Origin of the sequence: Devosia submarina, from assembly GCF_003056345.1 — a bacterium.
Classification (GTDB): Bacteria; Pseudomonadota; Alphaproteobacteria; order Rhizobiales; family Devosiaceae; genus Devosia; species Devosia submarina.
The window spans coordinates 81,689-108,598 of sequence record NZ_PYWB01000003.1 but is presented as its reverse complement, the minus strand read 5'-3'; the positions used below and the strand labels follow the sequence as shown (position 1 = coordinate 108,598).

25 protein-coding genes are annotated in these 26,910 nt (G+C 62.2%); 11 read left to right on the top strand and 14 right to left on the bottom strand.

Going from position 1 to position 26,910, the window contains the following annotated elements:
* Positions 1-28: 28 nt before the first annotated feature.
* The 3 genes from DDE77_RS05170 to DDE77_RS05160 form a co-directional block, all read right to left on the bottom strand.
* The gene (locus DDE77_RS05170) at positions 29-1,837 is read right to left on the bottom strand and encodes a hypothetical protein (protein WP_108396377.1); all 1,809 of its coding nucleotides are present in this window, start codon (positions 1,835-1,837) and stop codon (positions 29-31) included.
* A gap of 268 nt (positions 1,838-2,105) precedes the next feature.
* Positions 2,106-2,399 (bottom strand): GIY-YIG nuclease family protein, encoded by a 294-nt coding sequence (locus DDE77_RS05165; RefSeq protein WP_108396607.1) that lies wholly within the window; start codon positions 2,397-2,399, stop codon positions 2,106-2,108.
* A gap of 193 nt (positions 2,400-2,592) precedes the next feature.
* Positions 2,593-3,582 carry a hypothetical protein gene (locus tag DDE77_RS05160; protein ID WP_157959685.1) on the bottom strand — a complete coding sequence of 330 codons (990 nt, stop codon included), beginning with the start codon at positions 3,580-3,582 and terminating at the stop codon, positions 2,593-2,595.
* A 154-nt stretch (positions 3,583-3,736) separates the two neighbouring features.
* Between DDE77_RS05160 and DDE77_RS05155 the strand changes: the two genes are divergently transcribed.
* From DDE77_RS05155 to DDE77_RS05145, 4 genes are all read left to right on the top strand, one after another.
* The gene (locus DDE77_RS05155) at positions 3,737-4,318 is read left to right on the top strand and encodes a nitroreductase family protein (RefSeq protein ID WP_108396375.1); all 582 of its coding nucleotides are present in this window, start codon (positions 3,737-3,739) and stop codon (positions 4,316-4,318) included.
* A gap of 82 nt (positions 4,319-4,400) precedes the next feature.
* Positions 4,401-5,198: a transglycosylase SLT domain-containing protein gene (locus DDE77_RS05150; RefSeq protein ID WP_108396606.1), complete on the top strand. Its 798-nt coding sequence runs from the start codon at positions 4,401-4,403 to the stop codon at positions 5,196-5,198.
* 84 nt (positions 5,199-5,282) lie between these two features.
* A complete protein-coding gene (locus DDE77_RS19400; RefSeq protein ID WP_157959684.1) occupies positions 5,283-5,453 on the top strand; it encodes a hypothetical protein in 171 nt (56 codons plus the stop codon).
* Positions 5,454-5,529: 76 nt separating this feature from the next.
* Complete coding sequence (locus tag DDE77_RS05145; RefSeq protein ID WP_108396374.1) at positions 5,530-6,732, top strand: DUF2336 domain-containing protein; 1,203 nt, start codon at positions 5,530-5,532, stop codon at positions 6,730-6,732.
* Here DDE77_RS05145 and DDE77_RS05140 read toward each other — a convergent pair.
* Positions 6,729-7,505, bottom strand: a complete 777-nt coding sequence (locus tag DDE77_RS05140; RefSeq protein WP_245895097.1) for an NAD kinase — start codon at positions 7,503-7,505, stop codon at positions 6,729-6,731. The two genes, DDE77_RS05145 and DDE77_RS05140, sit on opposite strands and share 4 nt — an antisense overlap.
* 134 nt (positions 7,506-7,639) lie before the next feature.
* Here DDE77_RS05140 and DDE77_RS05135 point away from each other — a divergent pair, with 134 nt between their 5' ends.
* Positions 7,640-7,903 carry a spike base protein, RCAP_Rcc01079 family gene (locus DDE77_RS05135; protein WP_108396372.1) on the top strand — a complete coding sequence of 88 codons (264 nt, stop codon included), beginning with the start codon at positions 7,640-7,642 and terminating at the stop codon, positions 7,901-7,903.
* Here DDE77_RS05135 and DDE77_RS05130 read toward each other — a convergent pair.
* From DDE77_RS05130 to DDE77_RS05090, 10 genes are all read right to left on the bottom strand, one after another.
* Positions 7,900-9,138, bottom strand: coding sequence for an O-antigen ligase family protein (locus DDE77_RS05130; protein WP_108396371.1), 1,239 nt, complete (start codon positions 9,136-9,138; stop codon positions 7,900-7,902). The genes DDE77_RS05135 and DDE77_RS05130 overlap by 4 nt on opposite strands.
* Complete coding sequence (locus tag DDE77_RS05125) at positions 9,135-10,271, bottom strand: glycosyltransferase (RefSeq protein WP_108396370.1); 1,137 nt, start codon at positions 10,269-10,271, stop codon at positions 9,135-9,137. Before DDE77_RS05125 ends, DDE77_RS05130 begins: the two co-directional genes overlap by 4 nt.
* Positions 10,268-11,434: a glycosyltransferase gene (locus tag DDE77_RS05120; protein WP_157959683.1), complete on the bottom strand. Its 1,167-nt coding sequence runs from the start codon at positions 11,432-11,434 to the stop codon at positions 10,268-10,270. The genes DDE77_RS05125 and DDE77_RS05120 overlap by 4 nt, the downstream gene beginning before the upstream one ends.
* A 224-nt stretch (positions 11,435-11,658) precedes the next feature.
* Positions 11,659-12,990, bottom strand: coding sequence for an SGNH/GDSL hydrolase family protein (locus DDE77_RS05115; RefSeq protein WP_108396368.1), 1,332 nt, complete (start codon positions 12,988-12,990; stop codon positions 11,659-11,661).
* Positions 12,987-13,148, bottom strand: coding sequence for a hypothetical protein (locus DDE77_RS19395; RefSeq protein WP_157959682.1), 162 nt, complete (start codon positions 13,146-13,148; stop codon positions 12,987-12,989). The genes DDE77_RS05115 and DDE77_RS19395 overlap by 4 nt, the downstream gene beginning before the upstream one ends.
* Before the next feature lie 43 nt (positions 13,149-13,191).
* Positions 13,192-14,181, bottom strand: a complete 990-nt coding sequence (locus DDE77_RS05110) for an acyltransferase family protein (protein WP_108396367.1) — start codon at positions 14,179-14,181, stop codon at positions 13,192-13,194.
* Positions 14,178-15,425 carry a lipopolysaccharide biosynthesis protein gene (locus DDE77_RS05105; RefSeq protein WP_108396366.1) on the bottom strand — a complete coding sequence of 416 codons (1,248 nt, stop codon included), beginning with the start codon at positions 15,423-15,425 and terminating at the stop codon, positions 14,178-14,180. Before DDE77_RS05105 ends, DDE77_RS05110 begins: the two co-directional genes overlap by 4 nt.
* Positions 15,425-16,528 carry a glycosyltransferase gene (locus DDE77_RS05100; RefSeq protein ID WP_170116482.1) on the bottom strand — a complete coding sequence of 368 codons (1,104 nt, stop codon included), beginning with the start codon at positions 16,526-16,528 and terminating at the stop codon, positions 15,425-15,427. The genes DDE77_RS05105 and DDE77_RS05100 overlap by 1 nt, the downstream gene beginning before the upstream one ends.
* Positions 16,529-16,538: 10 nt before the next feature.
* Complete coding sequence (locus tag DDE77_RS05095) at positions 16,539-17,345, bottom strand: WecB/TagA/CpsF family glycosyltransferase (protein WP_108396605.1); 807 nt, start codon at positions 17,343-17,345, stop codon at positions 16,539-16,541.
* The gene (locus DDE77_RS05090; protein WP_108396364.1) at positions 17,342-19,567 is read right to left on the bottom strand and encodes a GumC family protein; all 2,226 of its coding nucleotides are present in this window, start codon (positions 19,565-19,567) and stop codon (positions 17,342-17,344) included. Before DDE77_RS05090 ends, DDE77_RS05095 begins: the two co-directional genes overlap by 4 nt.
* A 441-nt stretch (positions 19,568-20,008) precedes the next feature.
* On the opposite strand from DDE77_RS05090, the gene DDE77_RS05085 reads away from it, so the two are divergent.
* From DDE77_RS05085 to DDE77_RS05060, 6 genes are all read left to right on the top strand, one after another.
* Complete coding sequence (locus tag DDE77_RS05085; RefSeq protein WP_157959681.1) at positions 20,009-20,461, top strand: hypothetical protein; 453 nt, start codon at positions 20,009-20,011, stop codon at positions 20,459-20,461.
* Positions 20,462-20,534: 73 nt separating this feature from the next.
* A complete protein-coding gene (locus tag DDE77_RS05080; protein WP_108396362.1) occupies positions 20,535-20,795 on the top strand; it encodes a hypothetical protein in 261 nt (86 codons plus the stop codon).
* Between the two features lie 178 nt (positions 20,796-20,973).
* Complete coding sequence (locus DDE77_RS05075) at positions 20,974-21,534, top strand: TetR/AcrR family transcriptional regulator (RefSeq protein WP_108396361.1); 561 nt, start codon at positions 20,974-20,976, stop codon at positions 21,532-21,534.
* Between the two features lie 17 nt (positions 21,535-21,551).
* Positions 21,552-22,595 carry an NAD-dependent epimerase/dehydratase family protein gene (locus tag DDE77_RS05070; protein ID WP_108396360.1) on the top strand — a complete coding sequence of 348 codons (1,044 nt, stop codon included), beginning with the start codon at positions 21,552-21,554 and terminating at the stop codon, positions 22,593-22,595.
* 66 nt (positions 22,596-22,661) lie between these two features.
* A complete protein-coding gene (locus tag DDE77_RS05065; RefSeq protein ID WP_108396359.1) occupies positions 22,662-24,188 on the top strand; it encodes an aldehyde dehydrogenase family protein in 1,527 nt (508 codons plus the stop codon).
* Between the two features lie 164 nt (positions 24,189-24,352).
* Positions 24,353-26,899, top strand: coding sequence for a membrane-bound PQQ-dependent dehydrogenase, glucose/quinate/shikimate family (locus DDE77_RS05060; RefSeq protein WP_108396358.1), 2,547 nt, complete (start codon positions 24,353-24,355; stop codon positions 26,897-26,899).
* The last annotated feature ends 11 nt before the right edge of the window (positions 26,900-26,910 follow it).

Sequence of the window (26,910 nt, the reverse complement as noted above, 5' to 3'; positions counted from 1 at the left end):
AGGGCCGCATTGCTGCGGCCCTTTTTGTTTATTTGGCGGTGGCGGAGATGTTGACCTTGCCGATGAGGATGCTGGGGTCGGTTTCGGCGGCCATGAAGTCTTCTATGCCGAGGCCCGGCTCCTCCTTGGCGGTCAGGTCGATGTTGAGGCGCTTGGCCTTGCCGCTGATGAAGCTGTTGATGGCGCCACCAACTTTTTGCGCTTCGGCAGCGCCTGCCATGATGCCGATCACCGTGCCTTCGGCTAGCCCTGCAAAGACCGGACGCAGGGTGGCCGGATCGGCGTCCTGCTCGGCGCCGAGGGTGGCGAGGATGATGTCGGAAAGCCCTTGGTCCAGAACATCGAGATTGAGCTTGGAGATGACGATGCCCATGGCTGCGGCCAGGGCTGCGTCTTCGTCCATCCCGAACAGGGCTTCGGTGGCATTGGCAAAAGTGCCAGCGAGTTTCACCGTGGCGAGATCTGCGCCTGTGACGGAAAGCTCGGTCAGCTCGATGCTATCTTCGGCCTCGTTCCAGTTCGCCTTGAGCGCGAAGCCCAGATCGAGCGAGGAGATGCCGAGTTGCCGCAACTGGGCGAGCTGAACGTCATCGGTATCGGCGGGAATTTCGGCAACAATGTTTGTGGCCTGGGTGCTGACCTGGGTCGGAATGCCGTTGAGATAGCCGCCCAGCGTCAGGTCAAATGCCCCTATGCCGCCAACAATGCGCTCGTCGGGAACGGCTGGATCGGACACATCCACGGAAACATCGCTCAAGGAGAAGCCTTCAAAGGCGGGGATCAGCGCGCGGCCGTTTTCGGCGAACCAGGCGTCGTCCACGGCTTGGGGGGCGGCGTTGATCGCAGCGATGGGGCCTGAAATATCCATGCCCTTAACCGTCAGATTGCCGACATTGATCGCGCCATCGCCTTCAATGGTGACGTCGAGGTCATCGACGGTGTAGGAGGGGTAATAGCCCGGGCGCATTGCGCCGACCGACATGCTGGCGACACTGAAGGCTACGGAGCGGTCTTCGTCATCAATGCCGGAGCAGTCGAAACCTTCGAAACTAATGGGCGAGGTTTCAAAGGCCGTCAGCAGATCGACATACATGCGCAGGGCATCGCCGACCATTTTGGGATCGGAGGTGCCGTCTTCACTCGATTCTTCCAGCGCTTCGGACAGCGTCATGATCTCGGCGAAGCTGTGGTTGAGGGGGCGTGCCTTGAACTCGGCGGCAGAGGCCGCGCCAATGGTGCATTCGATTTCGTCGCCACTGACCGTGCCGCCGCCGAAGCTGAAATCGGTGTAGATGGTTTCGAGCTCGGTCTGGCCGCTTGCATCCACAAGGCCGTAGAGGCCGAGGACCCCGGCAATATCGAAATTGGCGGCCGAGAGCGTGCCCATGTCGATGTTGGTGTCTTCTGTCGTGGCAGTGATGCCGCCCAGGGTGATGATGGCGGCGGTGCCGTTTACGACGTCGCTGAGAACGATGTCGCTGAAGGTCATCTCAAACTCTGTCGTTTCGCCGTCCACCACGGATGAAGCCGAGACGGTGATCTCGGGAACATCGATGCTCTTGGCGGTGAGGCGGGCAAGGGCATCGGCATTGCCCGCGACATTGCCGCTGAAAATGTCGCGCAGGGTGTTTTCATCGAGATTGGAACCGTCGGTCTCGATGGTGGGAATATCGACACTCAATTCCGTTTTGGGCGCGGATTGAGCGGTTTGTTCGGCGGGCGGGTTCTTGTTTTTGGTTTTTTGCGCCCAGGCGGGAGCGGTGGAGAGGGTGGTGGTGACAAGGCAAAGCGCCGCAAGGGCAGCCAGGCGCCGCGCTGGGGTCGGTTTTTTGAGCATTGATTGTTCTCCCGCGATGATGTGGCGCAATGTGGGGGATTGTGATGTGGGCAGCAAGTGGGAATGGGGGGGCTTGAGACCTTGCCACACCCCTCGGGTCAAGCCCGAGGGCAGGCTCTTGTGGTTCGACAGGCTCACCATGAGGGCTGTTGAGGATGTGGCGATTGTTGATAGTTCTGGTGGTTAGTCCAGCGCCTATGAAATTCTCCAGGTGTGCGGACCTTCAGTAGCCCTCATGGTGAGCCTGTCGAACCACGAGGGCGTGGCATTAGGGGTCGTGCTGGCGGTTCTTGGACAAGGCGGCGAGGCGCTCCCAGTCGCCGGCGATCAAAGCTTCTTTTTTCTCCCGGCTCCAGCCCTTGATTTGCCGTTCGCGGGCGACCGCGGCACTGGAGCTGTCGGTTGTTTCAGTGAACACGAGTTCGACCGGGCGTCGAGAGTAGGTGTAGCTGTCCACGATGCCTTCATTGTGCTGCCATAGGCGCTGTTCGGCCTCCATGCGCGTGAGGCCGGTGTAGTAGGAGCCGTCGCTGCAGCGCAGGATGTAGATGGTGAAGAGCATTGTGCTGCTGTGGGGCACGCCCTCGTGGTTCGACAGGCTCACCATGAGGGCTACTGTTGAGCCGGGGCAGCTTGAGGGCGCTCGCGGTCTGGGTCAAGCCTCGTACTGCACCCCTGGGGTCAAGTTGGGGGGCAAGCCCTCATGGCTCGACGGGCCTGCCATGAGGGCTACTTTGATCGGAGGCGCAGGAGGGTCAGAAAGCGGCGGTTAGGACTTCGACTTCGGTGGCGGCGCCGGGTTGGATCTGGAATTCGCGGTTGAAGACCTGCTCGCCCTGCTTGGCGAGGACGAGGTAGTCGCCTTCGGCAAGGACCGTGCTGGGGAAGGCGCCGAGATCGGTGAAGATGGTGTCGCCGTCGGACGTCTTGACCGTCCATTCGACGTCGGCAATGGCCTCGCCGCCGGCTTCGGAGACCAGCTTGAAGGAGACCTGGGCCGCGTGGTGGTAAAGCGTTGCGTCGGTCAGCTGGCCAGGCTCGACACGGAGGTTGGCACGCACCACGGCATTGATGGTGCCGAAATGAGAAACGATGTGGTAGGTGCCCGCGTTCAGGGTCACGATCTCGTTAGCTTGCAGACCCTCGGCGATGGGGATGCGGCTCGACTCGTCGGCGCCGGTGAAAATGTCGAAGGTGAGCAGCCCAGGCGGAATGGCGACATCGCCCGTAACGGCTGAGTTGAGGCGCAGGGCGCCGGCTTCGATAATGAAGTTCTTCTGGTTATCGCCCGGAGCGATGGCCATGGTTTCGCTTGTCTGGGCGCGGCCATAGGCGACGTGGACCACATATTCGCCGGGCGGCAGCTGCAGATTGGCGGGCCCGCCTTCAGACTTGGCGACAAGGGCCAGTTCCCCCGAAGCGTCGGGGGTGGTGTCGAAAATGCGCCAGACCAGGCCATCGGGTATCTGGGCGCCGTCCTGGGTAATGCGGGCGGAGAGCTGGACAGGCTGCGGCACTGAGGTGGCGGAATTGATGGCTTCTGCAGCAGGCGTTGGGCCCGCGTCAGGGTTGCGCGAGGGGGCGGCCGGTTGCTCGTCCCGCTGGGGCTGGGGCCGGGGCCGGGGGCGCGGGATGGGCGGCATCTCGTCCTCCGCCTCCTGGGCGAAGGCGGGCGCTGCGATATAGGCGGGGGTCAGCGGCGCGAGGAGGGCAAGGGCAAGCACCAGAAAAAGGATTTGCCGCATGCGCATCTGGTCTCCTGCCCGATCTGGCTTGTTCAGCATGGTGTTGGTAGGTGGCGAATGGGGAAAAGCTGTGTCACAGAGCAGCCAAGTTGAAAACAGTGCAAAGTGCCTCACAAGCAATTTTGTGGGTGCGCCAAATCTGAGGGGGCTTTAAATGCCGGCCAATACGCAAGTGATCGAACATTTTTTGTCCCGCCGATCGGTGGGCATCGGGTTTCTCCAGGAGCCCGGTCCCAACGGGCAGGAGCTCGAGCTGTTGCTGCGGATCGGGACGCGCGTGCCTGACCATGGCAAGCTCATGCCATGGCGGCTGGTGATCATCGATGGCGATAATCGGCGCAAGGCGGGGGAAAGGCTAGCCGAGATCGGGGCGGAGCGCACGCCCGGATTGGACGAGGCCAGCCTTGAGGCCGAGCGCAATCGCTTCTTGCCGGCGCCGTTGACCATCGGCGTTCTGTCTTCGCCGCAGGATCATCCCAAGGTGCCCCAATTCGAGCAGCTCCTGTCGGCGGGCAATGTGGCGTTCAATCTGGTTCATGGCGCTCATGCGCTCGGCTTTGCGGCATCGTGGGTAACGCGCTGGTTTACGTTCGACGATGAGGCCGCCCGCATGCTGGGCGCGCGCGAGGGTGAGCGGTTCGTGGGCTTTGTTCACGTTGGCACGCCGACCACGGTGATGGAGGATAGGCCGCGGCCAGAGCTCGACGCGGTGGTGACGCGCTGGAGCGAGGCTTAACAGGGGATTAAGCGGGGTTAACGACGGGTTAACCAAACGGGCCGATGATGGCGGGGTCGATTCCCCTGGTTTGATCCTGCGCATGGGCGTGCAGCCTGTTTCCGTACCGAGAAGTCTGGCGACGGTGCTGAATGCTGCCGGCGAACGCAATGGCGTGGACTTCGACTATCTGCTGCAAACGGCGGTCCGCGAGAGCAGTCTCAACCCGCAGGCCAAGGCGCAGACATCGTCGGCCGTGGGGCTGTTTCAGTTTTTGGAAAGTACCTGGCTGCAGGTGCTCAAGGAACAGGGGCCGCGGCTCGGCTATGGCGACATTGCCGCCCATGTGGAGCGCACGCGGGGAGGGGATTATGTGGTCGCCGATCCGGCACGCAAGGCCGAGATCCTCAAGCTTCGGGAAGATCCGCACATGGCGGCGGATCTGGCGGCGGCGTTCACCAAGACCAATGGGGACTACCTGCGGCAAAAATTCGGGCGGATGCCCAGCGCGGGAGAGCTTTACATCGCCCATTTCCTTGGGGCGCAGGGGGCGGAGCGGATGTTTAATGCCGGGCTGCAGAACCCGGACCAGATTGCGGCCGAGCTTTTTCCGCGGCAGGCCGATTCCAATCGGGCGATCTTTTACGCCAATGGGCAGCCGCGTACCATCCGCGAGGTCTATCGCGTCCTTGTGGCCAAGCACGAGGGGGATAGCAATGCCAGTTTCACGGCGCAGCAATTGGCGGGAACGGGCGCGCCCGAGGCGGCGCCGGTGGTGCCTTCGCGCTTTTCGCCGGCCAATATGTCGTTCACCGGCCTGTTCAAGAATGAAGCCGAGGTGGAACTCGACGCGCCTGCCGATGGGAGTGGTGCGTTTTTTACCCAGCTTTATGCGCGTTAGCTGCGAGAGATAAAACCGAGGGGATGGATATAAAAGTCCCTTAAGACGTTTGAGCTTCAATGGCACCAAAGCGGGAGGATGCCCATGAAGATCGCTGATGTCGCCCATGCCGGTGCTCGCTCCGGTGCGCGTGCATTTGCCGGCGTGCCCCGCGGCTGGGTGGTGATCGGGGCGGCGCTTGCGGCCTGGATGATCTTTGCAGCGTTGGGCGCGGTGCTGTTTCAGATATTCATGATGGTTCTGGCGCATTTCTGATGCGCGCCATTTTATGGTGAACATTTCCTTAAGCCTTGCTGGTTAAAACTGTTTTCCGCGAGAAGCGGAGAGCGTCATGGTTGCCTATGGGGAGTTTGTGCGGCTGTCGCAGTCGCCAGACAGCGAAGAGCGCGGGAGCGCTGCGCATTTCTGTGCCCAGGCCTATCTTTCCCACCATGGACCGGCAGACGAACAGGCAGCGCTTTATGCGGCGCTGATCGGCTTTCTGGATGATCCTTCGGTGAAGGTGCGCGCGGCGCTGGCCTACGGGCTGTTGCATTCGCCCGTGGCGCCGCGACCGATCATTCTCGCCTTGATCCAGGACAGTCCGGTGATCGCGCGGGCTGTGCTGCAATATTCACCGGTTTTGCTGGATGCGGACCTTGTTGGGTTGGCGCGGACTTCCAGTGATCCTGCCATCCTTCAGGCGATTGGGCAGCGGCAGGCGCTGAGCGCGCGGTTAGCTGCGGCGCTGATCGGGCGGGGTGATGTGGCACTGACGCTGCGGCTGTTGCGGCGGCAGGATGTGGCGCTGGAGCAGGATCTGCTGGCGCGGCTCTGCAGCGAACTGGGGGATGATGCGAGCGCGCGTGGGGCGCTGCTGGCGCGGCGGGATTTGCCCGCTTCAGCGCGGCTCGATCTCTTGGGCAAGGTGACGGCGGCCTTGCGGGAATGCCGGATGGTGAAGGGCTCGCTGTCGGCGGAGCGGCTGGGACGGCTCCTGCGCGACAGTTCGGACACAGCGCTGGCAGCGATCGGGGAACGGGCCGCCATTCGCACGGAGCCCAGCTTTGTGTCTGACCTCGTAATCGGCGAGCGGCTCAATACGCGGGTGCTGCTGCATGCCATTGTTACGGGGCATGTGATGTTTTTTGCCGATTGCGTGGCGGAGCTGGCGCAGGCGCCGCGTTCCAAGGTGTTCACCCTGCTCGAAAGCGGGAGCCCGGCCGCGCTGGCCGCGCTGCTCGGACGGTGTGGGGTCAGCAAGGGCGTGCGGGAGCTGTTGACGCGCATGGTGATGCTGGCGCGCTCGACGGACCTGGCCGACGATGCGGGGGCGCGGCACTATGTGGTGACGGCGCTGACCGAGGAACTGATCGCCGAGCATGAGGGCGTCATTCCGCCCGAGCTGGAAGAGGCTTTCGCTTACCTCAGCGAGCAGAACATCATTCTCGCGCGCAAGGCCGCGCGTGGCGTGATGGCGGCATTTGCCGGGGAGGCGCCGCGCGTGATGGTGTTGCCCCAAAGCGAGCCGCAGCTGGCGCTGACGGCGGCCTAGAAGCGAAACTGTTCACTCAGGACACGTTCCTCAAGGCTCGTGCCGGGATCGAACAGGAGTGTGACGCCGCGCGTGCGGTCCTCGCGCACGGTGACTTCCAGCACATTGGTGAATTCTACATTGTCGGCGACCGCGCTGACGGGGCGTTTGCTCGCCTCGCGCGTGATGAACTTGACCACGGCGCGGTTGGAGAGGATTGCGCCGCGCCAGCGGCGGGGGCGGAATGGGGATATCGGGGTGAGCGCCAGAAGTTCGGCTTCGATGGGCAGGATGGGCCCGTGGGCGGACAGGTTATAGGCGGTTGAGCCGGCAGGCGTAGAGAGAAGCGCGCCGTCGCAGATCAGCTCCTCCAGGCGCGTTTCGCCATCCACCACGATCTGCAGCTTGGCCGCCTGATAGGTGGCGCGGAACAGCGAGACCTCGTTGAGGGCGAGCGCGGTCTTTGTGACACCGGTGATGTCCGTCGCCGTCATGGAGAGGGGATAGATGCGGGTGCGCTGGACGGAGTTGAGGCGCTCAAGCAGTTCATCCTCGGAAAAGGGGTTCATCATGAAACCCACCGATCCGAAGTTCATGCCGTAAACGGGAATGCCGATGCGCATGGCTTTGTGCAGGGTTTGCAGCATGAGCCCGTCGCCGCCAAGGGCAACGACCACGTCTGCCGCCTCCGCATCGCACTGGCCGTAGCGGTCGCGGAAGCGCTGTGCGGCGATGTTGGCTTCGGGCGTGTCATTGGTGACGAAGCAAATGCGTTCAGTGCTTTGGCTGGACACGTTTGTCTCCCACATGATCGCGCCTGCCTATCATGGCGCTGTTTGCTGGGCCAGAAGCAAAGCGCATCTGTGCCGCTTCTCCCCGCCCGAATGGTTTGCGTTAGCTTGCTTGCGTTGACCCCAGGAGACAGCCTATGACCGACCCCTTTGCCGGCTATGCCGGATCGCTGGATGATCCAGCCAGCTTTTGCCGCAATATCGAACCGAGTGACAGCGTGCCTTTACCCGAGGTCTCGCGCGCCATCTATATCGGCACGGCGGGTGCCGTGCGGTTGGTGGATGCATCAGGGAATGTCGTCTTGTTTGAAGGCCTGGTGGGCGGTTCCATCCTGCCGGTGCGGGCGCAGCAGGTTTTGAGCACGGGAACGACGGCTACGGCCCTTGTGGCCATGCTCTAGCGCCAGCGGATGGTGATGCGCGGGCCCAGCGCAAAAAGGAGCAGGAGCCAGAGGGATGGCAGGGCGCCCGATGTGCTTTCAAAAGCGCTGTGGATGGCGAGGGCGCATGCGATGGCGAGAAGGATCATGCCATAGCCATTGCGCTCGATCACGGCACTTCGGCTGGCGCGCACAAGAGTGAGGGCGAGCCAGCCGACAAAGAGGAGGAGGCCGGGATAGCCCAACTCCACCAGCAAGGACAAGTAGCCGCTGTGGGGCGTCTGGATATGGGGTAGCGAAAGGGTTTGCCGGATGATCGGCAGCATGTGGTCGGTCGTGGAGATGGTCGCCCAGCCCCAGCCGCTCCATGGGCGCTGGTGGGCGAAGTGGAGGAATTGGTGCCAGATTTCGGTGCGACCGGTGAAGGTAAGGTCGCGGCCAAGCGTGGCGGCTAGAGGGGCCATGATGGCGAGTCCGGCAAGAGCCAAGCCGGCAAGAGTGCCAAGGAGGAGCCAGAGGCCCTGTTGCGGGATAATGCGCAAGCGCACGATGAGCCAGGCGAGAAGCAGAATGAGGCACGCGGCGGTTCCCGCGGCGAGGGCGGTGGCCGAGCCAGATTTGAGGAGGCACATGGCGGAGACGAGTGCAGCAAGGATGGGCAAGAGCCGGTCCTTGGTTGTGAGGCTAAGCCCCAGCGCGACGATAAGCGTGACGGCGGCGTTCTCGCCCAATGTGTTCTTGTGATTGAAGAGGCCGCGCCAACGTCCGGCATCAAAGCCGGGCATGACGCCGATCGGCGTCAGAAGGGCAGCGGCGGCCGAAAGCAGTAGCAACACGCCGAGCACGGTGACCAAAAGCCGGGTGATGTAAGCGGGCGAAAAGCGGTGGCGGATAAAGAGGCAAGCCCCGAAGAACAGGAAAGCTGTGCGCAGCATTCCCATGCTGTTGGAGGGCGAAACCGACCACCAGAGGCTTGCCGCTGCAAAAAGAAGAAAGGCGCCATAGGCCGGATTGGACAGGAGCGCAGTGGGGCGGGTGAACAATAGGCGCAGGGTGCCGTAAAGACAGAAGGCCAGAAACAAGGCATTGACCAGCGCCAGCCCGGGCGCCGTGTCGCTGGGCGTGAAGCTTTGGTGCAGCCAGGCGCCGCTGAGCTTGAACATGAGCACAATGGGCAGAGCGTAGTCGAGAATAAGCAGGACATCCTGCTCGACGCGGCGACCATTTGCATTGGGCAGGGGAAGGGCTTGGCTCATGCCTGCACCTCTCGCCCGGAATGATTTTCAAGCACGCTGTCGTAGATTTGTTCGAGGATCTGCGTGCGTGCGGTGATGTCGAAGTTCTCGCGGACGAAGCGGGTGGCGCTTTTGCCCATGGAACGGGCGAGTTCGGGGGATTGGAGGAGGCGGAGAAAGGCTTGTGCGAGGTCCTGGCTGCCGGTGGGATCAACGGCAAAGCCGGTTTCGCCGTCCAGCAGGGCTTCGGCGGTTCCGCTGTCCTTGGATGTAACGATTGGTATGCCAAGGGCTTGTGCCTCGAGCAGAACAAGGCCGAGGCCCTCGACGTCGCCATTTCTAGCCTGCCGGCTAGGCAGGGTCAGAAGACGTGCGCTGGCCATGATCTCTTGTGTACGCTCGGGTGGCTGGGCGCCGTGCCAGATGATGGCTGGGGAGGTCTGGGTCTTGCTGATGACCATGTCGCGGAGCGGGCCATCGCCGACGATGTGCAGTTCGGCGTCTGGTTTGCTGGCGTGGACGACGTTGAAGGCCTCCAGGACCTGGTCGATGCCCTTTTTGGCGACGAGCCGGCCAACGAAGAGGATGCGGGGCGGGTTGGCGGCGGGATCAACGGGGATGCGGTCCGGCAGTTTGACGCCAAGATAGTGGGTGAGGGTACGCCCGGGTGGAAAACCGTCGGCGAGCAGCTTCGCGCGCAGGAAGTTCGAGACCGGAAGCACCGTGGCAGCTTTTTGGCGCAAGCGTTTGTGCCAGAATCGATAAACCTGGTCGTAGGCCGAAAGGGGGCGTAGGGCACGGGTGGCGTCGTGGCCGTGGACGGTGACGATCAGGGGGATGTTGTGGCGCTCGGCATAGGGCACCATGAAGGCGCCATTGGTGAGGTAATGGGCATGGATGATATCGGGGCGCTCTTGCGCGATCAGCCTATCCATGTGGTGGCTGAGGCCGAGGCGAAAGGCGAGACGTTGGGTGGGGCTGGACCCTTGGGGGAATAGTAGATGGCGCGGAATATCGGAGTGGTGATGCCCGCTGCTGGAGAGGGCAGCGAGAATGTAATTGTAGCGCTGCAGGTGGCGGCAATGGGCGGCGATGAAGGTCTCGGACAGGGCAAGGGCGGTTTCGGTGAAAACCAGAACGCGGCGCCGGCTCATGAAACGGCGACCTCGGCGGTGTTTGACCACCCTTCGAGTTTGGCCAGCGCTGTTGCGACGTGGCGCTCGAATGCTTCCTGTCGCTTTTGCGCCCAGCTGCGTCCGGCTGTGCCGTCCTGGCGGCCGGTATGGAGCTGGAGCATCAGGGCGGTAGCGAATTGTTCGGGCGTATCTGCGGCGGCAACGTAGCCGGGGAGGTCTGTAAGGCCACGCAGGCCAAGGCTTGTGCTGACGGTCGGTGTGCCTGATGCAATGGCTTCGATGGTCTTGAGCTGGATGCCGGCGCCGGTGATGGTGGGAATGGCGAGGACCCTGGCGCTTGCCACGAAACCGGCAGCGTCGGGGACAAAGCCCAGGCCAATGCAGTTTGGGGTGGCGCCGGGCAGATGTTCGGAGCCGCGGCCGGCGATGCGAACGCTGACGTGGGCGGGCAGGAGGGGCAGGACTTTCCGCACGAACCACTCAAGGCCGCGCCCATTCACGTCCCATGACCAGGTGCCGAGCAGGCCGATGTCGAACAGCTTTTCGGCGCGCCTTGTGGCAGGCAATAGCGGTTGACCGGCGAGGGGCATGAGGCTTGTCTTGCCATGGCCGCCCATGGCTTCAAAGGCGGAGCGTTCCGCCTCGCTCAGGGTCCAGATCTGGTTCGCAGCCTGTGCGAGTTGGGTTTCGAGCGTGCGCAGGAGGTGGCTGTCTCGCGTCAGCAGCATAGCTTGCGGCATGTTGCGTACGCGTTTCGCCTGGGTGGCATAGAGAGCGGCTTCGTGATTGTGCGCAATAAAGACCAGGGATTTGGCCCAGCGCTGCCATTGGGGCAGCAGCCAGCACATCTGGGTATGGTCGATCACAAGGAGATCGCCGGCCAATTGATCGAGCAGATCCACGTAGCGTTGCGAGCGGAACTTTTCGCAGACATAGGGCTGGTGGCGGAGCAAGGAGCCGACGAGCCAGCCGAACTTGGCCCATCCGGCAGAGGCTGTTTCGATGGCACGGATTTCTGCCGCCGTTGAGCCAGGTGGCGGGGGCGAGCTGTCGCGGGCGAAGCCGAGGACATGGACTTTATGGCCGGCCATGCGCATGGCGTCGATAAAGGCCTGGCTGGCGATCTCGGCGCCGGTGGAGCGCGCATGAGGCAGGCTGGTGGTCGCAAAGAGGATGTTCACCTTGTGGCCCTGCCAAAGGCGGGCTGGGAGGCGCCAAAGCTGCAAATAGATGTGTTTTGAACCAAGAGTGCCCCACCTTGGGCACTCGCCAGCATCCGCCAGGCTAGACGATACATGTTTGCACGTGTCGTTTTCCCGGCGGACTATTGGCTTTAGCTAGAAAATGCCCTCGCCCGAAGGCGTAGCATAGAGGATTTACTTAGGCGAGCGGCAAGGTTGCTTTCCTATTGGAAGAGCAACAGATCGGATGTTTTTTGGCTGGCAGCTTCCTTATGGGCAAAGCTGCTGGGATGAAGGCCATCGATGGTCCATTTAAAAGCGGAGCCGTCCACGCGCCACCGGCCCGAGTTTCGCGCACTCTCCACGGCGTCGGCCATGTCGAGTACGCCGTGAAGTGGATGGCTGGCGGTGCCGGCGCGGATGGCCGTTTGTGTGCCGGTCAGGGCGGGGACGCTGCCCTGGAGGGGGGCGCCGTCGCGGAGCCAGTCATTGAGCTGTTCGCGCGTGCCATCGCCGGAGGTGGAGAAGTTGGGGGCGGCTGTCTGGTTGGCGATGGTCGCGAAGCTGTCGGTGCTCGTGCAGCTTGGTGTCAGGGTCGTCTGGATGATGCGGCCATCTGGTGGGAGATGCTGCTTGGCTTGTGCCCACAGCGCGATCATGTCGGTCTGGATGGCCGGAAGCGTTCGACCGGCTCCGACGTCGTTGACGCCCAGGCCCAGAACAAGCGAGCGCGCATAGCCAAGGACGGCAAAGCGCTTGCTGTGACTCTGCCGGAGCAACTCCAGGCGGTCACCGCTCTGCGAAAGGTTGATATAGGGCAGGGTGGGACCAAGGAGGCGCGCCAGCATGCCGACATGGTCTGTGGTGTCCGCAACGTCGCCGACGCCCTCGCCAATGCTGTCGGAGAGGATAGCCACCGGCTTTTGCGCGGTTCGGCCGATCAGGGCCAGCGGCCAGACGCCATAGCTCTGGGCGGTGCCAGTATGGGTGGCCATGGTGTAGTCGGTGACGTCCGTCGTGGAGACGGTGCCCCTTTCGCCATTGGTGGCGACCTGCCCGGTTGCCGCGTTGAAAAAGAGGATCGTGGAGGCGGCCGACAGCCAGATATTGGTCCAGAATTCGGCATTGTCCGGAATGTCCACCGGGACAAAGGCGGAGACGAGGTAGTCGCCGCCGGCGATCAGTTCGCGCACGGCAAGATTGAACTGGAAGCGGTGGAATACGCCCGCAGGGTATTCAACCGAGGCGGCGCAGACCACACCGGCATTGTTGGGGTATTCGAACTTGCTGGCGGAGCGCTCCACGTACCAATTGGGGAGGACCATGGCGAGTTCGCTGATGGGGCCGCGGGCGCGATGGTGATTGCGCGCCGAGATGGCTTTGTTGGCGCCGGCCTTGCTGTTGAAGATCCGGCAATTGGTGGCGATCTGGCCATAGAACTGGCCGGGCGCCAGGGGGAAATCGGGCGCATTGGCGGGCAGGGGGCAGCGGCGGGTGAGTTGGGCCAGAATTGCTGCCTGATCGGCGCCGTATTGGGAAAGATCAAGCGTGCTCATGGCGTGCGGATCTCCGCAACGAGAAAGGCGCTACCGGAAACAAGAAAATGCTCCCCGAAGCGGAGGAAGGCTCGGCCGCGCGGCAGGGGCGGGGGGGCGGCGGATAGCGCCGGGACGGCGGCGAGGGCGGTTGCAAGTCGTAGGCTTATGGCCGACATGGCAGGGTTCTCCCAGGGGTTTGCCCGCGCATGGTAGGAGCCGTCAAAGCTGCGAGGATTTGCGGAACAAGTGCTGGGAGAAGCTGTCCTGGGTGCGGTTCAGGAGATGGCGCAGAGGAATGTGGAGCAGGAGGGGAATGGCGAGGGCAAGCGTGATGAGGAGGACATCATCATGAACACCTAGCTGGCGCAGGGAGAGGTGGATGGCCTGGTGCAGATAAAGGATGTGGAGGCTGCCTTGGCCGAGCGTGGAGAGGAGAGATGCCAAGGGCGAGTGGGCAAGGCGCCGGCTTGCGTGGATCAGGAGACAGCTGAGGGCAATTGCACCGAGCATGCTCAGGATAGGAATGCCGTAGTTGCCCGCCTTCATGTCGAGCGGCACTTGGGCGAGGAGGGTGAGGACGGCGAGTGGAAGGGCTGCGAACAGCCACCATCGTGGAGGTTTAGCAAGCCAATAGCCGGCAAGGATCAGGAGGGTGGCCATTGGAGCAACGCCCATGGCGAGCGGGGCAGTGGACCAAGGCAACAGGCTAGGCAGGGCGAAGGCTGTCAAGACCAGGAGGGCGAGGGCGTAGAGACGTCTGGTGCCAGAAAGGTGGAGAATGGCTTGGGCGAGGATCAAAGCCAGGAGGAGGCACGGGATGAACCAGAAGGTGCCGAATATGCCCCCCAGTGTGCTGCCGCCGAGGAGCAGTTTGAAAGGGAGAGTCCCGCAGCGGTCGATGCCGAGATCGGGAAAGGGGGTGCCGAGGGCGCAGCTTGCGGCGAGGGCCGGGATGCCGAGCAGGCCTAGAAAGGCGAGATAGGGCAGTAAGAGGTGGATGGCTTTGCGGCGCGCGAAGGTTTGTAGCGCTTCTGGCCGGAGCGTGACGCCGGCCAGAAGGAAGAAGAGAGGCATGTGGAAGAGGTAGATCGTGCTAGCGATCGGGGCTGCCCAGCCGGCGGAGGAATGAAGCAGGACATGGGCCACAACGACCAGCACGATGCCGATACCCTTGGCAACGTCGAGCCAGATAAGTCTTGCCCGTGTCATGGCGCCGCCGCCGCGGTGCGGCGGTATTCCTGGCGCGAGAGGACGAGGACGGCGGCGCCTGTGAGGAGGCAGGAGAGGCTGATGCCAGCATAGCTGGCCAGGACGATCAGCAGGCCATCGTGGAACAGCAGGAACAGCAAGGCCTGGAGGGCTGCGCCGGTGGCGGTTAACAGGAGGCGGAGGGAGAGGTGGCCGGCGCCGGACAGGGTGTCGGCCAGGACGGAGTTGAGGGCGAAAAGCGGAAGGATGGGAGCGAGATAAAGGAGATAGGTGACGGATAGCTCAAACTCGGGGCCGATCAGGAGGGGAAGCCATCTGGCGACGAGCAGAAGGAGCAGGGACGTGGCGGCCGTGGCGGCGAGTGCCAGGGGGAGGATCTGGAGGGCGAAGCGGAAGGAAGCGGTGACGCCGTGTTCGCCAGCTCGGAAAAAGCGGGGATAGGTCAGGCGCAAGAGCGCCTGGAGGGGAAGCAGGCCCATCTGGATGAAGCGCTGGGCGGCGCCATAAAGGCCAAGAAGCGCCGGGTCGACCAGAGGCGCCAGAACGATGCGGTCGATATTGTGCTGGCTGGCGCGTACCAGCTGCGTGCCCACGAACCAGGTGCCTTGGCGCAGGGCCGGAACAGATAGCCGCATGGCTCCGCTATTCGGGAGCGTTCGGGTGAACATGAACGAGAGGAGAAGGCCGCCGGCAAGAGTGCCGAGAGCGCCGCCGATGGCGAGAGTTTCGACACCGGGTAGAGGGTCAAGCCAGTAGGCGAGGAGCACGCCGGCAAAGCGCGGCAGGATTTGAAGGCTCCGGAGCCAATTGGCAGAACCAAGTCTTCCTAGTGCCATAGCGGCTTGTTCGGTGTTCACCATGAGGCGAAGGCCAAGCAGTTCGCCAAGGCCGACGATGAGGATGGTCCAAATGCCGATTGTTCCGCTCGTGGTCCCGAGGGTCAGGAGTGCGCAGATCATCAGCGCTGGCGGGAGGCTGAGCGCCAGGGCGGCTTTCAGGTGGCGGCGCGCGCTGGGAAAGCTTTGATTGCACTGAGACGTGCGCTTGATCAGATATTCGCCAGCGCCCCAGCCAAGCAGTTCGAAGCAGATGGGCGTCCAACTCACCAGGGCTAGATAGAGGCCGTATTGTTCGACGCCCAGAGCGCGGGCGAAAAACGCGAACAGCACGAACTGCATTGCAGCGGGAACCAGCACGGCAAGAAGGCCATAGATGAAGCTCGAGAGAGCAGCAGTTCGGCGCATCAAGACGCCTTGGCGATGAGTTCGCCGAATAGTGCCTCGTAAGCATCGGCGGATTTCTCGGTGCTGAACAAGGTTGCGCGGGCGCGCTGACGGGCGGGGTCGAAGGGGTGCTGGATAGCTCGGTCGAGCGCTTCGGCGAAGGCGTGGTGGTCGCCGGTGGCGACCAAGTGTCCGAACTGGCCGCGGTCGAGGATTTCGCCGGGGCCATTAGGACAATCGGTGGCAACTATGCTGCAGCCGGCGCCGAGCGCCTGGACGAGGACGTTGCCGAAGCCTTCCCAGAGGGAGGAGAGGGCGAATACGTCCGCCTTCTCTAGGTAAGGGCTGATCTTGGGATCAAAGCCGGGCAACGTGAGATGGTCTGATATGCCTAGGTCAGCTCCTAGCTGAATCAGCTGATGACGTAGAGGGCCTTCGCCCAGAATGATGAGTTTGGCGTGGCGACGTTCCCTGAGCTTGGCGAAGGCGCGCAACAGGGTGGGCCAGTCTTTTTGCGGGAGAAAGCGGCCGGCGCCGATGATGACCGGCCCGGCTTTGTCGTCGAGCCAGGGGTGGGTCGATGCGGTGACCGGCGCCGTCTCCCCGCTGAAGGCGGGATTGTAGATGACGCGCAGGGTATGGCGCTGGAGGCGGGCGAAGCGGGCGAGGTCGTCGGCCAGGTCGTTGCTCACGGCGACGATGGCGTCGGCTTGGGGGTAGGCGAAGGGCTGGAGGGTGAAGGCCGCGCGGTAGCGCCAGGATTGGGAATGCTGCGCTTCCAGCTTGGGGTTGGATCGCTCGGAGATCACAAGCCTGGTATTGGCGCCGGACAGCTTCAGCGCGGCAACAGCGGCAACATTGCTGGTCGGCATGGCGGTGTAGAGAATGTCATATTGTGCCGCGCGCAGGTGCCTGGCGAGCAAACTGATCGTGCTGACGATGTTTGTGGCGCCGAGCCGTATGGTGTGGACGCGCGGGTCCGGGCTGTATTCGTGGGGCTGAGGCAGCCGCGCGAGAACCAGGGTGACGTCGTGGCCGCGTGTAGCCAGTTCGCGCGAAAGTTCGACCATCATGTGCTCGACGCCGCCCAGTTCCAGCGACCAGAAGAACATGGCTATGCGCATGCGCTTCCCCTCACACAGCGCGGTTCGACGTGGCCGCGCTGCGTTGGCGTGCGCTGGTTTTGCGCATGCCCCAGGCCTGTTGCGCAAGTAGAACCAGGAAGCGGCGAATGGTCTTGCGGTATCTCGGACCGAGGCGCTTGGGCTCACGAGACCAGCGGTATGCCCATTCAAGACCATGACGGCGCATCCAGAGGGGTGCGCGTGGGACCACACCAGTGTGGAAATCGAAGGCTGCGCCGACCCCGCACAGAGTTATGCCGGGGAGCCTGTCCCGATGCTTGGCCATCCAGATTTCCTGCTTGGGTGCACCGAGCGCTATCCAGACGACGTCAGGCGCGGCGCTGTTGATGCGTTCCAGCTGTTCTTCGATGGCCTGCGGTGATGACATGCCCATCGGTGGGCTCTCGGCGCCCACGATGGTTAGTCCGGGAAAGCGCGCCTGCATCGCCTTGGCTAGAGCATCGGCCACGCCGGGCTTGCCGCCAAAGAAATAGTGCCGCAAGCCGGATGTGGATGATCGTTCGGCGAGGTACTCGATGAAATCGGGTCCGCAGGTGCGTTCTACGGGTAGGCCGTAAAGGGAGCGGCCGATCCAGGCCACTGGATAACCGTCTGGAACAACGATGTCTGCAGTTGCGAGCGCATGCTGCATGGGCGGATGGTCGTGACCCTGGATGATGCTGTGGGCATCGCTGAAACAGACGACGCGGCCAGTAGCATTGGGCTCGCTTGCCCAGCCCTCGATCGTGCGGGCGAGTTGCAAGTCGGAGATGCAGGATACGGGTGTACCGAAGACGGCAAAGGAAGGAGGGCTCATTGGTGGAGATCGCCTGCCTTGCGGTGAAGCCCGATGACATTGCCGGGCTGGGAAGCCAGCGGGGCATGCGGGGGTACGGGCCGCATCGAATGATCGGCGGGCAGACGGGCAAAACTCCAGGCCTGATCGGCGTCATAGAAGTGGTCGTGGATCTGCTTGCGGCCAGGCTTTGCCTGGTTGGTTCCGTTGAGGATGCTGAGGATCTGCACGGACGGGCGCTTGGCCTGGGTGAGGCTTGCCAGAGTCTGCTTGATCTCCCGTTGCGAGGTACTGGCCCAGCGCGAGACCAGCACGATGGTGTCGGCACGCGGAGCGATATAAAGCGCGTCAACCACGGGCTCCACTGGCGGCGTATCAAGCACGACGACTTCGAACAGGCGGGCGGCTTCGCTTACAAGGCGCGCAAAGGGGGCGCCGGCGAGGACGGTGTCGGTCGGTCGATCCGAGCCGTGGGCACTCATCAGAAGCGATAATCCGGTGTCGCTTTCGCGGGCGATTCCCGCGCGCAGATCGAACCGGCTGGGGTGTGCCGTGAGCATGTCCAGCAATCCCATGGGCGCCTGCATGCCCAGTTCCGCGGCGATTCTTGGCTGGCGCAAATCGCAGTCGATCAGCAGTGTGCGGCGTCCGGACAGGGCATAGGAGCGCGCCAGAGCCAGGGCGGTGGTGGTCTTGCCCTCGCCAAGCACGGCCGAGGTGACCATGAGAATGCGGCCTTCGCCACTGGGCATGGATTGTGCGGCGTCATCGGCGGCTAGACGCGTGCGGCGCATGGCTTCGGCGAATTCGGACAGGGGCGCGGTGATCACCAGATCGGCGAGCGTGTCATTGCCGAGCGGGAGCTTGATGCGCGGGAGCGTGGCGGCGACGCGCGTGCGAAGAGATGCCTCCATCTGCTCCCGGCTGATAAACCCGCCCACCACACTTTCGTAGACGAGGCTGCCGCCCAAGCCGGCCACCATGCCCAATGCCGCGCCGAGCGCCAGGAACACACTCCTGTTTGGGAAGAATGGAGCGGATGGGGACAGGGCGGGCGAGGCTATGCGGCTGTCGGGGACTTGTAGTTCGGCCTGGTTGCCCAATTGCAGCGAGCGGTTGATCAGCGCCTGATATTGCTCCTGGGCGAAAGCCGCCTTGCTTTGCAGATCGAAGAGGCCGGTCAGGATAGGGGCCGGCAGGTCGCTCTGGAGCACTTCATCGCGCAATTGCTGGCGCAGGATCGCCTGCTGCTGGTCCATGGCGGCAATGGTTGTGCGCAGGCTGGCGAGTTCGGCATCAGCGGACTGTTCCAGGCTTACAAGTTCCGACTGGAGGTGCTGTGTTGCAAGCTCATCCGTTTCCGCATAGGCGGCCCCATGGGCAAATGCCTGTCGCTGCTGATCGAGCACCATTGCTTGCTTGTTCCCCAAGACGGTTTGGAGAACTTTCCAGTCCTGTCCCGCAAGGCTGGCCTTGAGCAGGCTCGCACGAGCATCGGCTTGCTCCCGCGCTTGGCTCAGGGCGGAGAGTTCGCTGTTGAGGCGGTGCACGCCGCCGCCATCTGCGCTGGCAGCAAGCTGATCTATGCTCTCGCCCAGGAACTGGTTGAAGGCGGCTTCGGAGGTGACGATTTCCGCCCTTGCCTGGCTAAGGCGCGCCTGCAGCACGTCGCGGGACGCCAGCATAGTCTCGACTTTGGACGCGATCTGGTTGTCGATATAGGTCTGGGCAATGCTGTTGGCGAGGTCGGCTGCCCTGTCGGGGTCGGCCGACTTTACGGTCACCCCAATAAGGTAGGTGGGACCGCGGCGCTCTATGTTTACCGCGCGCCGCAAGCGGGCTAGTGCTTGTAGCTGGCGGTCCTCGGAGCTCAACTGAGGAAGACTTTGCAAGCCCAATGTTGCCAATGCCCGGGCGCGCAGACCTGGTGACATGTCTAGCTTATCGGCCAGATTCTGGTCCGCAATGACCTTGAGCAGCACCGTGTCGGACCGAAGCAGTTCCACTTCGCTTTCGATGCGAACATTGTCGGCGATTGCTGTTGCGCCGGGCGCAGAGGGATCAAGCAGATCCTTGCGCTGCGGATCGAACACAACCAGGCTCGTGGCTGAATATTGCGGCGCGACAAGCATGGCCGCTGCCAATGCAAGTCCGGCACAGGCCAATGTTGTAGCTAAAATCGCAAATATCCTGCGCCGCACCAGCCCAAATAGGCGGCGCAGGTCTATCTCCGCGTCTTCCATTTTTGCCCCACACCAACATTTACGCGTTGGTGCCCCCGAGAGCTCACACAATAACCATTAGACAGGTCTTATACGTGTTTTAACGTATCTTTTACTTTTGGCAATCGGAGCGGGCCATTTATTTGCATTTGGACCTATTTTGGTGGTTAGCGGAAGCAACAAGCTAGTACAATCAACAGGTGATGCTGATATAAAATTCCGTATATCTTACAGGATACCTGCAGGTTACCTGCTCGTGTTTTGTGCGGTGTCCGTACGGCCCCCGATCATAAGCACGGCCATCATCTGGCACCATGTAGAACAGCGCGGCAGCAAGTCCTGATGTGCTTCGCAGTCCCCGAAGCCTCAAACTTGCATCAAAATCATCCCCAGTACGGCCTTGATCCGCCTCTCAGCATTGTTCATATGAAAGAGGCGCGGGGGCGCAGGGTTGGGTTCAACATGCGTAGGTTTTTGCTGGCGGCATTTGCATTTGCCGGGCCGGGGCTCGCCCTGGCGCAGGAGTTCACCTCGCCGCTGGATGTGGTGAGCACGCTCTATGGCACCTATTTCCTGAACGTTCCCGTGCGCGACATCACTCCGTATTTCTCCGACGATCTCACCGATCGCCTGGGCGGCACTGTTATCGGGCACGAACAGTTCCGTCATGCGGGCTTTGACCCCCTTACAGGGCGCCTTGATTGGGCGCCGCGTGGCTTCAGGCTTTCCCTTCTTAGCCAAGCGGGAAGCACCGCACAGGTCCGTGCCGATTTCCAGGACGGCGCAAACGCTATTTCCGTCACCTACGATCTGGTGCGCGAAGAGCCGCACGGTTGGCAGATCGATCATATTGCAGGCAAGGCGGGCGATCTGAGCTGGTGCTCCAACAGCATCCTGTCCATGATCGCACCCTGACTTCTTTTTGTCCTGTCAGCGTTTTGTCAGCCCAAATCACGTAAGAAAAAGTCACCCGGACAGGATGGCTGCAATGAACGAAACAGAAGCTGACAAATACATTGCCGAGTATCGGTCCTTGCTCAAGGATTGGACCATGAGCATCACCGGCATCAAAAACGGCGACGCCAACGCGCTCCAGCGCAAGCTGGATGAAAAGCAATATGTGCTGGCCGAGATTGCAGTGGCTTTCCCCAACAAGGCCTATTCGGTGGATCTTTTAGTCAATGCCCGCACCCGCACTTGGGCCGGCTACGAAGACGAACGCATTCCGCGGCCGGCGACCAGCAGGTAGGCTGGTACCCAGTGGGGCGTTCTGCGCCTCAATTTCTGCACACAGCTAGCTGCTGCACAGACGCCTTTCCGCGTGAAAAGAATGACTAGGCCCGGGCTGAACGCCCGGGCCTTTTTTGTTGACCTGAGCTTGTCTGCACATTAATAACCGGCCAGTCGGAAATAAATGGGGCGGGATTGTGGGGCGGAAGCGGGTTATTGATCAACAGGCGGTTCTTGATGCCGGAGAAGCTGTTGTTGCGCGGGATGGGGTGACGGGCCTGACCCTTGATGCGGTCGCCAAGCAGGCCGGCATCAGCAAGGCGTCGGTTATCTATGATTACAAAAGCAAGCAGGCGCTGATTGAAGCGATCGTCGAGCGCGCGTTTCGGGCAGATCAGGAGCAGCATGCGCAGGCAGAGGCCGATCTTTCCGGCGGCGACAGCCTTGCGATACGCGGGCGCATCCACGCAGCGGCCGAGCCGCCGCTTAAGGCATTCAGGCCTGTCGCGCTGAATCTGAGTGCAGCCCTGACGCTGAATCCGGCCTTGCGCAAGCAGATGCAGGATAGCCAGGCAGCGACCATCGCGCGGATCAAGGCAGAGTCCACTTCCCCGCGTGGCGCAATCCTCGCCTATCTAGCGCTTGAGGGGGTGAAATTCCTCGAATTTTTGGACTTTCACCATTTCGGGGGGGAGGAGCGGGCTCGGATCATCCGTGAGATCGGCTGGCTGGTGAACGCAACACCCAACTCCGACTAACCCAACAGGAAAAGAGCATGACTTCAATAAACGAGGCAGCGCAGCCTGCCGCGGCAGACGCTCCATTGCCCATTCGCCGCATCTTTCTAACCGGTGGTAGCGGCTATGTCGGGCGCAATCTTGTTCGTCATTTCGTTGCAGAGGGCGTCGCTGTCGTGGCCCTGGCTCGCTCGCCACAATCGGTGGAAATCGTTTCGGCGCTGGGCGCCCAACCTTTTGCGGGTGACCTTTTCAGTCCAGACCTTGTTGAGGGGATGGCCGGCTGTGATGTGCTCATCCATGCGGCGGCCGATCTGGATCATGGCGTCGGCAGCACGGCGCAGCAGCGCGTCAACGAGGACGGGACGCGTGCCGTGTTCGAGGCGGCGAGGGCAGCGGGCGTTCAAAAGGCTATCATGGTCAGCACGGAATCCGTGCTGGCGGACGGCCAGCCGCTGGTCAATGTCGATGAAACCCATCCCTTTCCCCGTAGGCCTGCGGGCTCCTATTCGGCCAGCAAAGCCAGGGCGGAACGGCTGGCGCTGGCGTTTAACGGCTCCGAGATGGCGGTGATTGCCGTTCGTCCCCGCATGGTTTGGGGTCGTGATGATACGACAGCGCTGCCGCAATTGCTGGGGGCCGTGCGGTCGGGTCAGTTTGCCTGGATCAGCGGAGGGGATTACCAGACGTCCACCATTCACATTGCCAATCTTTGCGCGGGCATAGAGTGCGCCATTCGGAACGGTCATGGCGGGGAGGTGTACTTTTTGGCCGATGACGAGCCCGTGCAGTTCCGCCAGTTTGTTTCGGCCATGCTAGCCACGCAAGGAGTAACCGCGCCGGACAAGTCTGTGCCCTGGGGCGTGCTGCGCGCTGTTGCGACTATTGGCTCGCTCCTGCACAAACTGTCGGGTGGAAAGTTTGTGCCGCCGCTTACGCTGCAGGCTTATGCAACATCCGCAGTCGAAATCACCCTCAATATCGACAAAGCTCGGCGCGAGTTGGGTTACGTGCCGGTTATGTCTCGGGAAGCAGGACTGGCCGAGATGGTGAAGGAACAGCTTTCGTCAAACCGGCGTTGAGCGGGCCAAGTCTGCAGCCGGGTGCTTTCCGGCGCATTGTCCCGAGCTCAGCCAAAGGCCCAAGCCATGAACTTTCAACCCAGCTTGCCCAAGCTATCGCCCTATCAAGGATTTGATCTGCAATTCATCGGCGGCGACTGGAAGCGGGGGCGGTCGGAGCGGGTGAACACCGATCGCGATCCCTATACCGGCGAAACCCTGGTCGAGATCGCCCAGGCGAGCCGAGAAGATCTGGACGCGGCGTTTACATCAGCCAAGAAGGCGCAAGGCGAGTGGGAAGCTGCCCCGCCTAGCGCGAGAGCCGAGGTGATGCGCAAGGCGGCGCAGGTGATGGAGGCGCGGCGCGAGGAAATCATCTCCTGGCTGATCCGGGAATCCGGCAGCACGCGCATCAAGGCGAGCCTTGAATGGGACGCGGTGCACGCCGCGCTGCTTTATGCTGCGGGAACGGTCTATAGCCTTGAAGGTCGGATCCTGCCCACGGATGTGCCAGGCAAGGAAGGGCGCGTTTACAAGCGACCGGTTGGCGTGGTGGGGGTTATCAGCCCCTGGAACTGGCCGCTGCAGCTGACCGCCCGCTCTTTGGCGCCGGCGTTGGCGCTGGGCAATGCGGTGGTGGTGAAGCCTGCCAGCGACACGCCGGTTACGGGCGGCCTGCTGATGGGCAAGATCTTCGAGGAGGCGGGCCTGCCGCCGGGCGTGCTCAGCGTCGTTGTCGGCTCGGGCAGCGAAATCGGCGATCCGTTTGTGCAGCATGCGGTGCCGCGCGTAATCTCCTTTACCGGCTCGACGCCCGTGGGGCGTGGCATTGGCCGGCTTGCGATGGAAGCCAAGATCATCAAGAGGGTGGATCTAGAGCTGGGGGGCAACAGTCCCTTTGTGGTGCTGGACGATGCTGATCTTGAAAGGGCCGTGGATGCCGCCGTGTTCGGCAAATTCCTTCACCAGGGCCAAATCTGCATGATCGTTAATCGCTTCATTGTGGATGAGGCGGTGTGTGACGAATTCACGGAGCGGCTGGTGGAGCGCGTACGCAATCTCAAGGTCGGCGATCCCAATGCTTCGGACACCATCATTGGCCCGATCATCAACCAGAGCCAGCTCGATGGTTTGATGAAGCGTATTAAAGAAACGCGGGCCGCCGGTGTTCCACAATTACTGGGCGGCGATCCGCAGGGTCTTGTGCTGCCGCCGCATCTGTTTGGCGACGTGCGCAACGACATGCCCATCGCCGCCGAGGAATTGTTTGGTCCGGTTGCAGGGATCATCCGCGTCCGTGGTGACGAGGAAGCGCTGCGGGTTGCCAATGACACCGAATATGGGCTCTCGAGCACGGTGTTCACCGGGGACCTTGATCGCGGTGTTCGCTTCGCGCAGCGCATGGAGGCTGGCATGTCTCATGTTAATGACCAGCCGGTGAACGATCTCCCCAACAATCCCTTTGGAGGCGAAAAGAACTCCGGGATCGGGCGCTTCAATGGACGCTGGGGCGTCGAGGCCTTTACGACCGACCATTGGATCAGCGTGCAGCATACGCCGCGCCAATATCCGGAAGATGCGTCCCAGATTCAGGGGCCTTGGGGCGGTGGCTGATCGGGGACGCGGATCTTCTCAGCAATCTTGAGCTAGTCACGACCGGCTCCTTGCCGGCGTAGGCCCCTCCTGCCTGAGGTCCTGGCAATGTCGGACTCCTGGGAACCCAGCCGGGTACGAGGAGTTCCCGACTATGTCATGGTTTAGCAGGGGGAGGTAAACGCATGAGCAGATCGTCCGGTAATCGCGGCTTTTGGGCTGTAGTTGTTCTGGCCGTAGTGATGGCGGTGTTTGGCATTCCGATCATGGCCGGCGGTGTGTGGCTGATCGCCTTGGGCGGATCATGGTATTATGCCTTTGCGGGGCTTGGCCTGCTTGTTTCCGCCTTTTTCCTAGCGCGCCGATCCATGCTGGGAGTCTGGATTTACCTCCTTACCTATGCCGGCACTGTTGTGTGGGCGCTGTGGGAGAAGGGCTTCAACGGCTGGGCGCAAGTGCCGCGACTGGTGGCGCCAACAATTATTCTGGTTTTGGTGCTTCTTACCATTCCGGTGTTGCGCAATGGCACCCCGATGAGCCGCAGGGCCTTTGCCGCAGCAGCAATTGCCTTGTTTTCCATGGGCGCGGCTGGAACGCTTCTGACAAGTGTTCAGAACAGCCCCTTGGTGGCGCAGGAAGCTCCGCCGCCAGTTGAAGCGCCGGCTCCTGTTGCACCAGAACCCATAGAAGCGGCGCCGCTACCGCCAGCAGCTCCGGCAGAGCCCGCAGAACCGGCTGCACCAGAGCTGGCGGAGCCAGCCCCGCCACCTCCTGCCCCCGAGCAGCCTCGTTTCCGCACGCTGGAAGTGGGTGCGGATTGGCCGGCTTATGGCGGCACGCATGAAGCTTTGCGCTATTCGCCACTGGCGCAGATCACACCCGACAATGTCGGCCAACTCGAGGAAGTCTGGCGCTTCCGCACCGGCGATTTGCCGGAGGATGATGAGCCGTTCGGTAACCAGAATACGCCGGTGAAGGTGGGTGAGCGGCTGTATCTATGTTCAGCGCTCAACAAGATCTCTGCACTGGATGCCTCAACGGGCGCGGAGTTCTGGACCTATGATCCGGAAACGCCAACCGATGCGATCGGCTATAATGCGTCTTGCCGTGGCCTTGTGTATTTCGAGAATCCGGCGGCTGATCCCACCGAGCTTTGCGCGGCGCGTGTGGTCAATCTGACCCATGATGCGCGCATGATTGCGCTTGATACCCAGACTGGCCAGCTCTGCACCGATTTCGGTAATGGCGGGATCGTCAATCTGCTGGAAGGCATTGGCGATACGGCGCCGGGCTTTTATGCGCCCACATCGCCGCCCACCCTCGTGCGCGATGTTCTGGTGGTTGGCAGCCAGGTCAGCGACGGGCAGCAGCGCGAGGCGCCATCGGGCGTGATCCGCGGCTACAATGCCGTAACCGGTGAGCTTGATTGGGCATGGGACATGGGTCGGCCGGACCAGAAGGGGCTGCCGCCTGAAGGGGAAGTCTATACGCCCGGCACGCCCAATATGTGGACCATTGCCTCAGGCGATGACGAGCTGGGCCTCGTCTATATGCCAATGGGCAATTCGGCGGTGGACTATTGGGGCTCCGATCGCTCAGAGGCCGAGAACACCTATTCCACCGCCATCGTGGCGTTGGATGTCGAAACCGGTGATGTCGCCTGGCATTACCAGACGGTCCATTATGATGTATGGGACTATGATCTTGGTGGGCAGGGGACACTGGTGGACTTCCCGACGGAAAACGGTCCCGTTCCAGCCATCGTTATGCCGTCCAAGCAGGCGCAGTTCTATATCCTTGATCGGGCCACTGGCGAGCCATTGGTTAATATCGAGGAGCGGCCAGCGCCAACAGGTGGCGTCGAGCCAGAAAGACTCTCGCCGACACAGCCTTATGTGACGGACTTCCCCAATCTGTTGAAGCCCGATCTGACGGAAGCCGATATGTGGGGGACCACGCCGCTTGATCAGCTGTGGTGCCGCATCCAATTCCGCCAGGCCGCCTATGACGGTGTTTATACGCCGCCAACGGTGGACCAGCCCTGGATTCAGTTCCCCGGGTATAATGGTGGCGTGGACTGGGGTGGCGTGGCGATCGATCCTGAAAAGGGGATCATGATCAGCAACTACAACAACATGCCCAATTTCAACCAATTGGTGCCGCGCGAAGAGGTGGATGCGGCGGGCGTGTTCCCCATCACGGACCCCGCTCACGATCCCGATGCAGGCGGCGGCTCGCATGGGAGCCTGAGCCCTCAAGCCGGCTCGCCCTATGGCATTCGGGTGAATGCGGGATGGCGGGTGCCGTTCACGGGGCTATTGTGCAAGGAGCCGCCCTATGGCGGAATCTCCGCGATCGATCTCAACACGCGTGAAGTCCTCTGGGACCGGCCTTTTGGCTCGGCGCGCAAGAACGGACCGTTCGGCATCCCGTCCATGTTGCCGATCGAAATCGGCACGCCCAATAATGGCGGCGGCGTGATCACCGCTTCCGGCCTGTTCTTTATCGGTGCCGCAACAGACGATCTGCTGCGTGCGATCGATGTCAGCACGGGCGAGGAAATCTGGCAGGTGGCGCTACCGGCAGGCGGGCAGGCGACGCCCATGACCTATGAGGCACAAGGGCGCCAGTTCGTGGTGATGAATGCGGGTGGCCACGACTTCATGGAAACGGCGATTGGCGATTATTTCATCGCCTATGCGCTGCCCGAGAATGTGGCCACGGCGCAGTAGCGGCTAACGAC

Bases quoted from the DNA above. Each gene is read 5' to 3' on its own strand.
- DDE77_RS05070 (WP_108396360.1), top strand. From the start codon at position 21,552: ATGACTTCAATAAACGAGGCAGCGCAGCCTGCCGCGGCAGACGCTCCA.
- DDE77_RS05085 (WP_157959681.1), top strand. From the start codon at position 20,009: ATGCGTAGGTTTTTGCTGGCGGCATTTGCATTTGCCGGGCCGGGGCTC.
- DDE77_RS19400 (WP_157959684.1), top strand. From the start codon at position 5,283: ATGAAGATCGCTGATGTCGCCCATGCCGGTGCTCGCTCCGGTGCGCGT.
- DDE77_RS05155 (WP_108396375.1), top strand. From the start codon at position 3,737: ATGCCGGCCAATACGCAAGTGATCGAACATTTTTTGTCCCGCCGATCG.
- DDE77_RS05135 (WP_108396372.1), top strand. From the start codon at position 7,640: ATGACCGACCCCTTTGCCGGCTATGCCGGATCGCTGGATGATCCAGCC.
- DDE77_RS05105 (WP_108396366.1), bottom strand. From the start codon at position 15,425: ATGCGCCGAACTGCTGCTCTCTCGAGCTTCATCTATGGCCTTCTTGCC.
- DDE77_RS19395 (WP_157959682.1), bottom strand. From the start codon at position 13,148: ATGTCGGCCATAAGCCTACGACTTGCAACCGCCCTCGCCGCCGTCCCG.
- DDE77_RS05130 (WP_108396371.1), bottom strand. From the start codon at position 9,138: ATGAGCCAAGCCCTTCCCCTGCCCAATGCAAATGGTCGCCGCGTCGAG.
- DDE77_RS05170 (WP_108396377.1), bottom strand. From the start codon at position 1,837: ATGCTCAAAAAACCGACCCCAGCGCGGCGCCTGGCTGCCCTTGCGGCG.
- DDE77_RS05110 (WP_108396367.1), bottom strand. From the start codon at position 14,181: ATGACACGGGCAAGACTTATCTGGCTCGACGTTGCCAAGGGTATCGGC.
- DDE77_RS05065 (WP_108396359.1), top strand. From the start codon at position 22,662: ATGAACTTTCAACCCAGCTTGCCCAAGCTATCGCCCTATCAAGGATTT.
- DDE77_RS05095 (WP_108396605.1), bottom strand. From the start codon at position 17,345: ATGAGCCCTCCTTCCTTTGCCGTCTTCGGTACACCCGTATCCTGCATC.
- DDE77_RS05080 (WP_108396362.1), top strand. From the start codon at position 20,535: ATGAACGAAACAGAAGCTGACAAATACATTGCCGAGTATCGGTCCTTG.
- DDE77_RS05145 (WP_108396374.1), top strand. From the start codon at position 5,530: ATGGTTGCCTATGGGGAGTTTGTGCGGCTGTCGCAGTCGCCAGACAGC.
- DDE77_RS05100 (WP_170116482.1), bottom strand. From the start codon at position 16,528: ATGCGCATAGCCATGTTCTTCTGGTCGCTGGAACTGGGCGGCGTCGAG.
- DDE77_RS05150 (WP_108396606.1), top strand. From the start codon at position 4,401: ATGGGCGTGCAGCCTGTTTCCGTACCGAGAAGTCTGGCGACGGTGCTG.
- DDE77_RS05090 (WP_108396364.1), bottom strand. From the start codon at position 19,567: ATGGAAGACGCGGAGATAGACCTGCGCCGCCTATTTGGGCTGGTGCGG.
- DDE77_RS05125 (WP_108396370.1), bottom strand. From the start codon at position 10,271: ATGAGCCGGCGCCGCGTTCTGGTTTTCACCGAAACCGCCCTTGCCCTG.
- DDE77_RS05165 (WP_108396607.1), bottom strand. From the start codon at position 2,399: ATGCTCTTCACCATCTACATCCTGCGCTGCAGCGACGGCTCCTACTAC.
- DDE77_RS05115 (WP_108396368.1), bottom strand. From the start codon at position 12,990: ATGAGCACGCTTGATCTTTCCCAATACGGCGCCGATCAGGCAGCAATT.
- DDE77_RS05060 (WP_108396358.1), top strand. From the start codon at position 24,353: ATGAGCAGATCGTCCGGTAATCGCGGCTTTTGGGCTGTAGTTGTTCTG.
- DDE77_RS05160 (WP_157959685.1), bottom strand. From the start codon at position 3,582: ATGCGGCAAATCCTTTTTCTGGTGCTTGCCCTTGCCCTCCTCGCGCCG.